The following is a 15062-nucleotide window of genomic DNA, read 5'->3' on the forward strand; positions in this document are numbered from 1 at the left end:
GCCCCGCACACACCGTGCGGGGCAGCCCGCCCCTGACTCTGCCGAAAAACACCATTGCTGGGAGATGACCGTGTCCGACGAGGACAAGCTCCGTAGTTACCTGAAGCGGGCCATCGCAGACGCCCAGGACGCCCGCGCCCGACTGCGCGAGGTGCAGGAGCAGACGGCGGAGCCGGTGGCGATCGTCGGAATGGCGTGCCGCTTCCCGGGGGGTGCGGACACCCCCGAGGAGTTCTGGGAGCTGCTGGCCTCGGGCGGTGACGCGGTGGGCGCCTTCCCGACCGACCGCGGCTGGGACCTGGACGGCGTCTACGACCCGGACGGCGAGCGCGAGGGCACCTCGTACGTGGCGCAAGGGGCGTTCCTGCGGAACGCGACCCGGTTCGACGCCGGGTTCTTCGGCATCTCACCGCGCGAGGCCATGGCGATGGACCCGCAGCAGCGGCTCCTGCTGGAGACCTCGTGGGAGGCGCTGGAGCGGGCGGGCATCGACCCGGCGACCCTGCGGGAGAGCGCGACCGGGGTGTTCGCGGGCGGCTTCGCGTCCAACTACGGGATCGGTGTCTCCTGGTCCGCCGAGGCCGGGTCCGGCGTCGAGGGCCACCTGATGACCGGCAACGCGACCAGCGTGCTGTCCGGCCGGGTCTCCTACGCACTGGGCCTGGAGGGCCCGGCGGTCACCATCGACACCGCCTGCTCGTCCTCGCTGGTCGCCCTGCACCTGGCGGCCCAGGCGCTGCGCTCGGGCGAGTGCACGCTGGCCCTGGCGGGCGGTGTCACCGTCCTGGTGTCGCCGGGGACCTTCGTGGAGTTCTCGCGGCAGCAGGGGCTGTCGGCGGACGGCCGGTGCCGGGCGTTCTCCGAGGACGCGGACGGCACGGGCTGGGCCGAGGGCGTGGGCATGCTCGTGGTGGAGCGGCTGTCGGACGCGCGGCGCAACGGGCACCGGGTGCTCGCGGTGCTGCGCGGCTCGGCGGTGAACCAGGACGGCGCGTCGAACGGTCTGACCGCGCCGAACGGGCCTTCGCAACGGCGGGTGATCCGCGCCGCGCTGGCGAACGCGCGGCTGTCGGCCGCCGACGTCGACGTGGTGGAGGCGCACGGCACGGGGACCACGCTGGGTGACCCGATCGAGGCGCAGGCGCTGCTGGCCACCTACGGCCGGGAGCGGCCGGAGGGCCGGCCGCTGTGGCTCGGCTCGGTGAAGTCCAACATCGGGCACACCCAGGCCGCCGCCGGGGTGGCGGGCGTGATCAAGATGGTGCTGGCGATGCAGCACGAGGAGCTGCCGAAGACCCTGCACGCCGAGGTGCCGTCCTCGCACGTGGACTGGACGGCCGGTGAGATCGAGCTGCTGACGGCGCCGGTGCCGTGGCCCGCCGGGGAGCGGCCGCGCCGGGCGGCGGTCTCCTCGTTCGGGATCAGCGGGACCAACGCGCACGTCATCGTGGAGGAGGCGCCGGCTCCCGAGACGGCCCGGGCCGAGGCCGTGGCGCCGCTGCTGGCGGGTGCCGGTGCGTGGCTGGTGTCGGGCCGGACGGCCGAAAGTCTGACGGCGCAGGCGGGCCGGCTGCGCGCCTGGACGGTGGCGCGTCCGGAGCTGGCGCCGGTGGACGTGGCGTGGTCGCTGGCGGCGACGCGGTCGGCGTTCGAGCACCGGGCCGTGGTGGTGGGCACCGAGCGGGCCGAACTGGTCGGTGGCATCGAGAGCCTGGCCGCCGGGGTCTCGTCGGCCTCGATGGTGTCGGGTGTGGCGCGGCCGGGTGCCCGGGTCGGTCTGGTCTTCGCGGGTCAGGGTTCGCAGTGGGTCGGCATGGGCCGGGGTCTGTACACGGCGAGCACGGTCTTCGCCGAGACCTTCGACCGGGTCTGCGGGCTGCTGGAGCTGGAGTTGGGCGTCTCGGTCCGGGACGTCGTGCTCGGCGCCGAGGGTGTGGACGAGGCGCTGGCGCAGCAGACGCTGTACGCGCAGGCCGGTCTGTTCGCCTTCGAGGTCGCTGTCGCGGCGGTGCTGGCGGCCGCGGGCGTGACGCCGGACGCGGTGGTCGGTCACTCGGTGGGCGAGGTCGCGGCCGCCTATGTGGCCGGGGTGCTGTCGCTGCCGGACGCGGTGCGGCTGGTGGCGGCGCGGGCGCGGTTGATGCAGGCGCTGCCGGCGGGCGGGGCGATGGCGGCGGTGAACGCGCCGGAGGCCGAGGTGCTGGCCGAGCTGGTGCCCGGGGTGGTGATCGCCTCGGTGAACGGGCCGGAGTCGGTGGTGGTCTCCGGCTCGGTCGAGGCCGTCGATGAGGTGGTGGAGCTGTGGCGGGAGCGGGGTCACCGGGTGCGGCGGCTGCGGGTCTCGCACGCCTTCCACTCCCCGGCGATGGACCCGGTGCTGGAGGAACTCGCGGCCGTGGCCGATGGGTTGGAGTACCACCGGCCGGCTGTGCTGTGGGCGGGCGCGCTCGCCGGTGAGCTGGTCACCGAGCCCGAGGCGGGCTACTGGCCGGCGCAGACCCGCCAGGCGGTGCGCTTCGCGGACGCGGTGGCGACGCTGGCCCGCCAGGGTGTCTCGGTGTTCGTCGAGGTCGGCCCGGACGGGTCGCTCTCCTCGCTCGGCCCGGACGCGGTGGCGGGGATCGACGGGGACGAGCCCGTGTTCGTCCCCCTCCAGCGGCGCGACGCGGAGGGCGTCGCGAGTTTCGTCACGGGTCTCGCCCGCGCCTTCGTGCACGGCGTGCCGGTGAACTGGAGTTCGGTTCTGCCGGCCGGTAAGCCTGTCGAGCTGCCCACCTATGCCTTCCGTCAGCAGCGCTTCTGGCCGGAGGGCGTGGTGCCGCTGACGCCGCCGGCGGCGGGCGGCGGCGACGGTGCGGGCACGGCGGGGGAGGCGCGGTTCTGGGCGGCCGTCGAGGACGGGGACCTGGCGAGCATCGCCGACACGCTGGCCATCGAGGACCAGCGGCAGCTCGCCGAGGTACTGCCGGCCCTGGCGTCCTGGCGGCGCCGCGAGCTGGACCGCCTGGTGACCACCGACTGGCGCTACCGGACGGCCTGGTCGGCCGTGGCGGAGCCCGACGCGCGGGTGCTGTCGGGGACGTGGCTGGTGGTGGTGCCGGCCGGCGCGGGCGAGCAGCCGTGCGCGGCCGCGCTCGCCGACCGTGGTGCGGAGGTCGTCGTGGTCGAGGTCCCGGCCGGTGCCGTGGACCGGGCCGCGGTGGCCGCACTGCTGGCCGCGGCGGTCGAGCCTTCCGCCGTCTCCGGTGTGCTGTCACTGCTCGCCCTGGACGAGACGCGCGTGCCGGACCACCCGGGGGTGACCGCCGGGCTGGCGGCCACGCTGGCGCTGGTCCAGGCGCTGGGCGACGCCGGGATCGGCGCGCCGCTCTGGCCGGCGACGCGCGGCGCCGTGGCCGCCGGTCCGGGCGAGGCACCGGTCAGCCCGGTGCAGGCGCAGGTCTGGGGGCTCGGCCGGGTCGTCGGTCTGGAACACCCGGAGCGCTGGGGCGGGTTGATCGACCTGCCCGAGGTGCTGGACGACCGGGCCGGTGCCCGGCTGGTCGCGGTGCTGGCCGGTGCCGGGGAGAACGAGGTCGCGATCCGGGCCGACGGGATCCTCGGCCGCCGGCTCAAGCGGGCCGGGCAGACCCGCGACCGGGACCGCTGGTCGCCGCGCGGCAGTGTGCTGATCACCGGCGGCACCGGTGCCATCGCCGGGCACGTGGCGCGGTGGCTGGCCGAGCGCGGAGCCGAGCGGCTGGTGCTGACCAGCCGTTCCGGCCCCGCGGCCGCCGGGGTCGCGGCCACGGCCGCCGAACTGGCCGCCCGGGGTACCGGAGTGGACGTCGTGGCGTGTGACGTCGGCGACCGGTCGGCGCTGGCCGGGCTGCTGGCCCGGATCGGGGAGACCGGTCCGGCGCTGTCCTCGGTGCTGCACACCGCCGCGGTGCTGGACGACGGCGTGGTCGACCGCCTCTCGGCGGCGCGCCTGGCGTCCGTGCTCGGGGTGAAGGCCGAAGGCGCGCTGCTGCTCGACGAGTTGACCGCCGACCTCGATCTCGACGCCTTCGTGCTGTTCTCCTCGGCCGCGTCCACGCTGGGCGCCGCCGGTCAGGGCAACTACGCGGCGGCCAACGCCTATCTGGACGCCCTCGCCGAGAACCGCCGCGGCCGGGGCCTGCCGGGCCTGTCGGTCGCGTGGGGCGCCTGGGGCGGCGGCGGGTTCGCCGAGTCCAGCGCGGCGGCCCGGGCGCGGGTCGAGCGCGGCCCGATGCCGCCGCTGGACCCGCAGCTCGCCGCCCGCGCCCTGGGCGGGGCACTGGAGGGGCCGGACGCCGTCGTCACCGTGATGGACGTCGACTGGGCCCAACTGGCCTCCGCGCAGGGCACGGCGGACCTGCGGGAGGCACCGTTCTTCCGCGAGCTGCCGGAGGTCCGCCGGCTGACCGCCCGGGGCGCCGGGAGCGGGGACGGCACCCGGACCGAGGGTGAACTGCCCCGGCGGCTGGCCGGGCTCACCCGGGCCGAGCAGGAGCGGGCGCTCACCGACATCGTCCGGGCCGAGGTGGCCGTCGTGCTCGGGCACGCCTCCGCGGACGCGGTCGAGGACCGGCGGTCGTTCAAGGACCTGGGCTTCGACTCGCTGACCGCCGTCGAACTGCGCAACCGGCTGGGCGTGGCGACCGGCATCCGGCTGCCCGCCACCCTGGTCTTCGACTACCCCACCCCGCTGCTGCTGGCCGGCTACCTGCGGGGCGAACTGACCGGGGACGCGGCCGGACCGGGGCCGGTCGTCGTGGCGGCCGCGGCCGCGGACGAACCGCTGGCGATCGTGGGCATGGCCTGCCGCTTCCCGGGCGGGGCCGGCAGCCCGGAGGAGTTCTGGGAGCTGCTGGCCTCGGGCGGTGACGCGGTGGGCGGGTTCCCGACCGACCGCGGCTGGGACCTGGACGGCGTCTACGACCCGGACGGCGAGCGCGAGGGCACCTCGTACGTGGCGCAGGGCGCCTTCGTGGGGGACGCGGCCGAGTTCGACGCCGGGTTCTTCGGGATCTCGCCGCGTGAGGCGCTGGCGATGGACCCGCAGCAGCGGCTGCTGCTGGAGACCTCGTGGGAGGCGCTGGAGCGGGCGGGCATCGACCCGGCGGCCCTGCACGGCAGTGCGACGGGCGTCTTCGCCGGCGGCTACGCGTCCGGGTACGGCTTCACCCTGGCGGGTGAGGGCGGGGCCGGCGTCGAGGGCCACCTGCTGACCGGGAACGCGACCAGCGTGCTCTCCGGCCGGGTCTCCTACGTGCTGGGCCTGGAGGGCCCGGCGGTGACCATCGACACCGCCTGCTCGTCCTCGCTGGTCGCCCTGCACCTGGCGGCGCAGGCGCTGCGCTCGGGCGAGTGCACGCTCGCGCTGGCCGGTGGTGCCACGGTGATGGCCACGCCCGGCATGTTCATCGACTTCTCGCGCCAGCAGGGGCTGTCGGCCGACGGCCGCTGCCGGGCGTTCTCCGAGGACGCCGACGGGACCGGCTGGGCCGAGGGCGCGGGCATGCTCGTGGTCGAGCGGCTCTCCGACGCCCGGCGCAACGGCCACCCGGTACTCGCGGTGCTGCGCGGCTCCGCCGTCAACCAGGACGGCGCGTCCAACGGCCTGACGGCGCCGAACGGCCCGTCCCAGCAGCGGGTGATCCGGTCCGCGCTGGCGAACGCGCGGCTGTCGGCCGCGGACGTGGACGTGGTGGAGGCGCACGGGACGGGGACCACGCTGGGTGACCCGATCGAGGCGCAGGCGCTGCTGGCCACCTACGGCCGGGAGCGGCCGGAGGGGCGGCCGTTGCTGCTCGGCTCGGTGAAGTCCAACATCGGGCACACCCAGGCGGCCGCCGGTGTGGCGGGCGTGATCAAGATGATCCTCGCCCTGCAGCACGAGGAGCTGCCGAAGACGCTGCACGCGGACGAGCCGTCCTCGCACGTGGACTGGTCGATGGGTGAGGTGCGGCTGCTGGCCGAGTCGGTGCCGTGGCCGGTGGGGGAGCGGCCGCGCCGGGCGGCGGTCTCCTCGTTCGGGATGAGCGGCACCAACGCGCACGTCATCGTCGAGGAGGCGCCGGCGGTCGTCGAGACCGCCGAGGTGGTCGAGGCCGTGGCGCCGGTGGTGTCAGGGGCCGGTGCCTGGCTGGTGTCGGGCCAGTCGGCCGAGGGGCTGACGGCGCAGGCGGAGCGGCTGCACGCGTGGGTGTCGGCGCGGCCGTCGGTGGAGCCGGCGGAGGTGGCGTGGTCGCTGGCGACGACGCGGTCGGCCTTCGAGCGCCGGTCGGTGGTGGTCGGTACCGACCGCGGCGAGCTGGTGTCGGGGTTGGAGAGTCTGGCGGCCGGTGTGCCGTCGGGTGCGGTGGTGTCGGGTGTGGCGCGGCCGGGTGCGCGGGTGGTGTTCGCGTTCGCGGGGCAGGGTTCGCAGTGGGTGGGGATGGGCCGTGAACTGGCCCTGTCGAGCCGGGTGTTCGCGGCGCGGCTCGCGGAGTGCGAGGCGGCGCTGGCGCCGTATGTGGACTGGTCACTGGGCGATGTCCTGGCGGGTGTGCCGGAGTTGAAGGCGGCGGATGTCGTCCAGCCGGCGTTGTGGGCGGTGATGGTGTCGCTGGCGGCGGTCTGGGAAGCCGCGGGTGTCGCGCCGGACGCCGTGGTCGGTCACTCGCAGGGCGAGATCGCGGCCGCGACGGTGGCCGGGATGCTGTCGCTGGAGGACGGTGCTCGCGTTGTGGCGCTGCGTTCGCGGTCGCTGAAGGTGCTGGCGGGCCTGGGCGGGATGTTGTCGGTGAGCCGGTCGGCCGCGGTGGTGGAGGAGCGGATCGCGCGCTTCGGTGAGCGGCTCTCCCTTGCGGCCGTCAACGGCCCGTCGGCGGTGGTGGTTTCGGGTGAGCCCGAGGCGCTGGAGGAGCTGAGGGCCGAGTTCGAGGCCGAGGGCGTGCGCGCCCGGATGGTCGCGGTGGACTACGCCTCGCACAGTGCGCAGGTGGACCGTCTCGAAGCGGAGATCACCGAGGTCCTGGCCGGTATCGCGCCGCGCCGGGGCCGGATCCCGATGGTCTCGGCGATGACCGGGGAGACGCTGACCGGTGAGGAGTTGGATGCCGCCTACTGGTACGGCAGCCTGCGCGCCACGGTCCACTTCGACCGGGCGGTGCGCGCGCTGGCGGGTCAGGGGCACCAGCTGTTCGTCGAGGTGACTCCGCACCCGGTGCTGCTGGGCGCGATGAACGACACGCTCGAAGAGGTCGCCCAGGAGGCCGGCCCGGGCATCGTGCCCGCCGCGGTCTGCGGCACGCTGCGCCGTGACGAGGGCGGTGTGACCCGGCTGGTCACCTCGTTCGCCGAGGCCTTCGTCCAGGGCGCTCCGGTGGACTGGCGCACCGTCCTCCCCGCCGCCGAGCGGGTCGAGCTGCCGACGTACGCCTTCCAGCACGAGCGGTACTGGCCGCAGGGGATGCTGCCCCTGTCGCCGGTGGGTGCGGGCCGGGACGCGGCGTCGCTGGGGCTGGGCGCGGTGGACCATCCGCTGCTGGGCGCGGCGGTCGAACTGGCCGGCGGCGCGGGCCTGGTCTGCACCGGGCGGCTGTCCGTGCGGACGCACCCGTGGCTGGCCGACCACACGGTGGGCGGGACGGTGCTGCTGCCGGGGACCGGCTTCGTCGAGCTGGTGGTCCGGGCCGGGGACCAGGTGGGCTGCGGCCTGCTGGAGGAACTGACGCTCCAGGCGCCGCTGGTGCTGCCCGCCGACGGCGGCGGGGTCCAGGTCCAGGTGGTGCTGGCCGAGGCGGACTCCGAGGGCCGCCGCGCGGTCGAGGTGTTCTCCCGCCCCGACGTGTCCGACCCGCAGCAGGACTGGACGCGGCACGCGAGCGGCGCGGTGGCCCCGGCCCCGGCGGAGCGGCCGGCCCCCGGGGAGCTGTCGGTCTGGCCGCCGGAGGGCGCGACCGCGCTCGACGTCGGCGAGGTATACGCCGTCCGGCTGGCGGAGGTGTACGGCCCGGCGTTCCACGGGCTGCGGGCCGCCTGGCGGCGCGGTGAGGACGTCTTCGCCGAGGTGGCGCTGCCGGAACCGGTGGCGCGCGAGGCGGGTGCGTTCGGTCTGCACCCGGCGCTGCTCGACGCGGCCCTGCACGCCGCGCTGCTGGAGGGCACGGCCCCGGCGGACGCGGACGGCGGGCCGGGCGAGGTCCGGATGCCGTTCGCCTGGACGGGCGTCGAGCTGCACGCGAGCGGGGCGACCGTCCTGCGGGTGCGGCTGCGGCGGGACGCCCGGGGCGCGCTGGCGCTGACGGCCGTGGACCCGGCCGGCTCCCCGGTGGTGTCGGTGGAGTCGCTGGTCAGCCGGCCGGTGTCGGCCGCGCAGCTGCGGGCCGCCGACAGCGGGGTGTCGGACGCGCTGTTCGTGGAGGAGTGGGTCCCGGTGGCCGAGGTCCCGGTGGCCGAGGTTCCGACCGGGGACTGGGCGCTGATCGGCGCCGACCGGTTCGGTCTGGTCGAGGCGCTGGCCGCGGCCGGTGTGCCGGTCCGGTCCTTCACCGGTCCGGCCGAGGCGGCCGAGGCCGAGCCGCAGGTCGTGCTGGTCTGTGCGGGGGCCGAGGAGGCCGAGGACGGCGACGTGGCCGGGGCCGCCCGCCGCCGCACCGCCGACGCGCTGGCGCTGGCCCAGGAGTGGCTGGCCGAGGAGCGCCTGGAGAACGCCCGGCTGGTGGTCGTCACCCGGGGCGGCGTGGCCGCCGGGGAGGGCGAGGCCGTGGCCGACCTGGCCGCCGCCGCCGTCCGGGGCCTGCTGCGCTCGGCGCAGTCGGAGAACCCCGGCCGGCTGGTCCTGGTGGACCTGCCCGCCACCGGTACGGCCGAGCGGATCGCCGTTCTGCCGGGCGTCCTCGCCACCGGCGAACCGGAGCTGGCCCTCCGTGACACGGCCGTGCTGGGCCGGCGGCTGGGCCGTCCGTCCGGCGCTGGAGCAGCGGTTGAACGCCCCGTGGGCCGCGCGGCCGACGGCCCGCGGACGCTCCTGGTGACCGGCGGGACGGGCACCCTGGGCGGTCTGGTGGCCCGGCACCTGGTGGTGACCGGGCAGGTCAACGGCGTGGTGCTGACAAGCCGTTCGGGCCCCGCCGCCCCCGGCACGGCCGCGCTGGCGGCCGGGCTGGCGCAGCTGGGCGCCCCGGTCCGGATCGTGGCGTGCGACGTGGCGGACCGGGACGCGCTGGCGGCGCTGCTGGCCACGATCCCGGCCGACCGCCCGCTGGGCTCCGTCTTCCACGCCGCCGGGATCATCGACGACGGCGTGATCGGCACCCTCACCGCCGACCGGCTGGCGGCGGTCATGCGGCCGAAGGTCGATGCCGCCTGGCACCTGCACGAACTCACCCGGGACCTGGACCTGGCGCACTTCGTCCTGTTCTCCTCGGCCGCCGCCGTCTTCGGCGCACCGGGGCAGGGCAACTACGTCGCCGCCAACTCCTTCCTGGACGCGCTGGCCGGGTACCGCCGGGCCGCCGGCCTGGCGGGCCTGTCGCTGGCCTGGGGCCCCTGGGTGCACGAGGCGGGCATCGGCCGGGAGCTGGGCGAGCGGCTGCTGACCCGGATCAGCCGGTCCGGGGTCGCGGCGCTGGGCGCGGACGAGGGCCTGGCCGTGCTGGACGAGGCGCTCACCCGCGGCGAGGCCGTCCTGGTGCCGGCCCGGCTGGACCTGGCGGACCTGCGGGCGCGGGCCGCCCGCAGCGGGGACGTCCCGCCGCTGTGGCGGGCGCTGGCCGGTGGCCGGGTCCGGCGGGCCGCCGCCGCGGCCGGGACCGGCGCCGAGGCCGGCGAGGCGCTGCGGCACCGGCTGGCCGGGCTCTCCGGCCAGGACCGTGACCGGGCGCTGCTGGACCTGGTCCGGGCGCACGTGGCCGCGGTGCTCGGGCACGCCTCCGCCGAGGCGGTCGAGCCCACCCGGGCCTTCACCGACCTGGGCTTCGACTCGCTGACCGCGGTGGAGCTCCGGAACCGGCTGCGGACCGAGACCGGGCTGCGGCTGCCGGCCACGCTGGTCTTCGACCACCCCACCCCCGTCGCGCTGGCCGCGCTGCTGCGCGGCGAGCTCGCGGGCGGCCTGCCCGCCCCGGCCCCGGCGGTCCGGCCGTCCGCCACGGTGGCGGACGAGCCGATCGCGATCGTCGGCATGGCCTGCCGGTTCCCCGGCGGCGCCGCCGGCCCGGAGGAGCTGTGGGAGCTGCTGGCCTCGGGCCGGGACGCGATCGGCCCGTTCCCGCAGGACCGCGGCTGGGACCTCGACGCCCTGTACGACCCGGACACCGAGCACGCCGGGACGTCCTACACCCGCGAGGGCGGCTTCGTCCGGGACGTCAGCGGCTTCGACCCGGCGTTCTTCGGGATCTCGCCGCGCGAGGCGCTGGCGATGGACCCGCAGCAGCGGCTGCTCCTCGAAGTGTCCTGGGAGGCCTTCGAGCGGGCCGGGATCGACCCGGCCTCCCTGCGCGGCAGCCTGACCGGCGCCTTCGTCGGCGGCTACGGGTCGGGGTACGCCGGGATGAGCCTCGAAGGCGAGTCCGAGTTCGAGGGCATCGACGGCCATGTGATGACCGGGAACGCGACCAGCGTGCTCTCGGGCCGGCTGTCCTACACCTTCGGCCTGGAGGGGCCCGCCGTCACGATGGACACGGCGTGCTCCTCGTCGCTGGTGGCGCTGCACCTGGCCTGCCAGTCGGTCCGGGCGGGGGAGTGCTCGCTCGCGCTCGCGGGCGGCATCACCGTCATGGCGGCCCCGGACGGCTTCATCGCCTTCTCCCGGGCGCGCGGGCTGGCCGTGGACGGCCGGTCCAAGGCGTTCGCCGCGTCCGCCGACGGGATGGGCATGGCCGAGGGCGTCGGCATGCTCGTGGTGGAGCGGCTGTCCGACGCGCGCCGCAACGGGCACCCGGTGCTCGCGGTGGTGCGCGGTTCGGCGATCAACCAGGACGGCGCGTCCAACGGCCTCACCGCCCCCAACGGGCCTTCGCAGCAGCGGGTGATCCGGGCCGCGCTGGCCAGTGGCGGGCTGACGGCCGCCGACGTGGACGTGGTCGAGTCGCACGGCACGGGCACCAAGCTCGGCGACCCGATCGAGGCGCAGGCGCTGCTGGCGACCTACGGGCAGGACCGCCCCGAGGACCGTCCGGTCTGGCTGGGGTCGGTGAAGTCCAACCTCGGGCACACCCAGGCGGCCGCCGGGGTGGCCGGGGTGATGAAGATGCTGCTGGCGCTCCAGCACGAGGAACTGCCGCGGACGCTGCACGTGGACGAGCCGTCCCCGCACATCGACTGGTCGGCCGGGCACGTGCGGCTGCTCACCGAGCCGGTGCCGTGGCGGGCGAACGGGCGGCCGCGCCGGGCGGGCGTCTCCTCGTTCGGGATCAGCGGCACCAACGCGCACATCATCCTGGAGGAGGCACCGGCGGCCGGGGCGGCCGGCGCCGTCGAGCCCGCGGCGCCGGCGCCGTCCGGGGCCGGCGCGTGGGTGCTGTCGGGCCGCTCGCCCAAGGCGCTGGCGGGCCAGGCGGGCCGGCTGCGCGAGTGGGTGGCCGCCCGGCCCGGGGCGGAGCCGGCCGACCTGGCCTGGTCGCTGGTCGCGACCCGGTCCCTGTTCGAGCACCGGGCCGTGGTCGTGGGCGGGGACGGCGCGGAGCTGGCGGCCGGGCTGGAGAGCCTGGCGGCGGGCGTGTCCGCGGGGTCGGTGGTGTCGGGGGTGGCCCGGGCCGACGCGCGGCCGGTGTTCGCCTTCCCCGGCCAGGGTTCGCAGTGGGTCGGGATGGGCCGTGAACTGGCCGCGGCGAACCCGGTGTTCGCCGCCCGGCTGGCGGAGTGCGAGGCGGCGCTGGCGCCGTATGTGGAGTGGTCGTTGGGTGAGGTCCTGGCGGGCGCCGAGGGCGCGCCGGAGTTGAAGGCGGCGGATGTCGTCCAGCCCGCGCTGTGGGCGGTGATGGTGTCGCTGGCGGCGGTCTGGGAGGCCGCAGGGGTGGTGCCCGAGGCGGTGGTCGGTCACTCGCAGGGCGAGATAGCGGCGGCGACGGTCGCGGGGATGCTGTCGCTGGAGGACGGCGCCCGCGTGGTGGCGCTGCGCTCGCGGTCGTTGAAGGTGCTGGCGGGGCTCGGCGGGATGCTCTCGGTGAGCCGGTCGGCCGCGGTGGTGGAGGAGCGGATCGCCCGGTTCGGTGAGCGGCTGTCGCTGGCGGCCGTCAACGGGCCGTCCGCGGTGGTGGTTTCGGGTGAGCCGGAGGCGCTGGAGGAGTTGAGGGCGGAGTTCGAGGCCGAGGGCGTGCGCGCCCGGCTGGTCGCGGTGGACTACGCCTCGCACTCGGCGCAGGTCGAGCGGCTGGAAGCGGAGATCACGTCCGTGCTGGCCGCGGTGGAACCGCGCCCGGGCCGGGTCCCGATGGTGTCCGCGATGACCGGGGAGACGCTGACCGGTGAGGAGTTGGACGCCGCCTACTGGTACGGCAGCCTGCGCGCCACGGTGCACTTCGACCGGGCCGTGCGCACGCTCGCCGGTCAGGGGCACCGGGTGTTCGTCGAGGTCTCCCCGCACCCGGTGCTGCTCGGCGCGATGACCGAGTCCCTGGAGGAGGTCGCGCAGCAGGCGGGCGCGGCCGCCGTGCCCGCCGCCGTCTGCGGCACCCTGCGCCGTGACGACGGCGGCGCCCAGCGCCTGCTGACCTCGCTCGCCGAGGCCTTCGTGAACGGCGCGGCCGTCGACTGGACGGCCGTCCTCCCGGCCGGCCGGCGGGTGGACCTGCCGACGTACGCCTTCCGGCACGACCGCTTCTGGCCGAAGGTCCCGTCGGCGCTGCCGGCGGGCGGCCCGGCCACCGGCCGGGACGGGGCGGCCACACCGGCCGAGTCCGCGTTCTGGGCGGCCGTCGAGGGCGGCGACCTGGAGCAGCTCGCGGACACCCTGGCGATCGAGGACGGACGCGAGCGGCTCGGCGAACTGCTGCCCGCGCTGACGACGTGGCGGCGCCACGACCTGGACCGCTCGACCACCGCGAGCTGGCGCTACCGGATGGGCTGGGCGCCGGTCGCCGAGCCCGACCCGGGCGTGCTCACCGGCACCTGGCTCGTCGCGGTGCCCGAGGCGGACGCCGCCGGCGACCTGGCGCAGGGCTGCGCGGTCGCGCTGGGTGTGCGCGGGGCCGAGGTCGTGCCGGTCGAGGTCCCGGCCGGGACGACGGACCGTGCCGTCCTGTCCGCGCTGCTCGCCCGGGCGCTCCGGGAGGCGGGCGCGGAGCCGTCCGGCGTGACCGGCGTGCTGTCGCTGCTGGCGCTGGACGGGACACCGCTGCCGGACCACCCGGTGGTGACCGGCGGGCTGGCCGCCACCCTGACCCTCATCCAGGCGCTCGGCGACGCCGGGATCGAGGCACCGCTCTGGCCGGCCACCCGCGGCGCGGTCGCGGCCACGCCCGGCGAGCTGCCGACCGCTCCGGCGCAGGCACAGGTCTGGGGCCTCGGCCGGGTCGTCGCCCTGGAGCACCCGGACCGCTGGGGCGGTCTGATCGACCTGCCCGAGGTGCTGGACGACCGGGCCGGCGCCCGGCTGGTCGCGGTGCTCGCCGGCTGCGGCGAGGACCAGGTCGCCATCCGCCCGGCCGGGATGCTGGGCCGCCGGATGAGCCGGGCCGCCGGGGTGCGGGCCGGTGAGGACCGCTGGACCCCGCGCGGCAGCGTGCTGATCACCGGCGGCACCGGCGCCATCGCCGGGCACGTGGCCCGCTGGCTGGCCGAAGGGGGCGCGCCGCGCGTCGTGCTGACGGGCCGTTCCGGCCCGGCGGCCGCCGGGGTCGCGGCCACGGTCGCCGAACTGGCGGAGCGCGGCACCGCGGTGGACGTCGTCTCCTGCGACGTGAGCGACCGCGCGGCGCTGGCCGGGCTGGTGGACCGGATCGGGAAGACCGGTCCGGCGCTGTCCTCGGTGCTGCACACCGCCGCCGTCCTGGACGACGGCGTCGTCGACCGCCTCACCCCGGCCCGCCTGGAGACGGTGCTGGCCGCCAAGGCCGCGAGCGCCGCCCACCTCGACGAGCTGACCGCCGACCTGGACCTGGACGCCTTCGTGCTGTTCTCCTCCGCGGCGTCGACCCTCGGCTCCGCCGGGCAGGGCAACTACGCGGCCGCCAACGCCCACCTCGACGCCCTGGCCGAGAACCGGCGGGCCCGCGGGCTGACCGGTCTGTCGGTGGCCTGGGGCCAGTGGGGCGGCGGCGGCCTGGCGGAGTCCAAGGAGGCGATCCGGGAGCGGATGAAGAAGCTCCCGATGGCGGCGATGGACCCGCAGCTGGCGGTCCGGGCCCTGGACGAGTCGCTGCGCGGCCCCGACGCCGTGGTGACGGTGATGGACGTGGACTGGGCCCTGCTGGCGCAGACCGCGGTGGACCTGCCGAAGGCCCCGCTGGTGCGGGACCTGCCGGAGGTCCGCCGGATCGCCACCGCCGCCGCCGCCCGGCCCGCCGAGGCGGCCGGCCCGGGCGAGGGCGAGCTGGGCCGGCGGCTGGCGGGCCTGGACCGGGCCGAGCAGGAGCGGCTGCTGTCGGACCTCGTACGGGCCGAGGCGGCCGTGGTCCTGGGCCACGCGTCGGCGGACGGCGTCCAGGCCCAGCAGGCCTTCAAGGACCTCGGGTTCGACTCGCTGACCGCGGTGGAGATCCGCAACCGGTTGAACACCGCGACCGGACTGCGGGTGCCCGCTACGTTGATTTTCGACTACCCCACCCCGGTGGCGGTGGCCGCCTGGCTGCGCACCGAACTCGCCCCGGACGAGGCGGACTCGGTGCCGGTGCTCGACGACCTCGACCGGCTCGAATCCAGCCTGTCCGGTCCGGCACCCGACCAGGACACGAGCGAGCGAATCACGAGGCGGCTGCAGAGCATTCTGTCGAAGTGGATCGAGAAGCAGGGCGAAGCGGAATCCGGCAGCGGCGAGGTTGAACTCGAATCGGCGACACCCGACCAGGTGTTTGAGTTTCTCGACAAGGAACTTGGTCTGTCCAACTAGTTACTTCGCGCTAATTGACGGC

At 76.4% G+C, this 15062-nt stretch carries 1 protein-coding gene; it reads left to right on the top strand.

Features of this window, described 5'->3' with window-relative positions; all coding sequences use genetic code 11:
• Positions 1–70 precede the first annotated feature (70 nt).
• Positions 71–15040: a type I polyketide synthase gene (locus tag ACZ4UX_RS20980; protein WP_465707794.1), complete on the top strand. Its 14970-nt coding sequence runs from the start codon at positions 71–73 to the stop codon at positions 15038–15040.
• Positions 15041–15062 lie beyond the last annotated feature (22 nt).

It is taken from the genome of Kitasatospora sp. NPDC028961 (assembly GCF_055564815.1).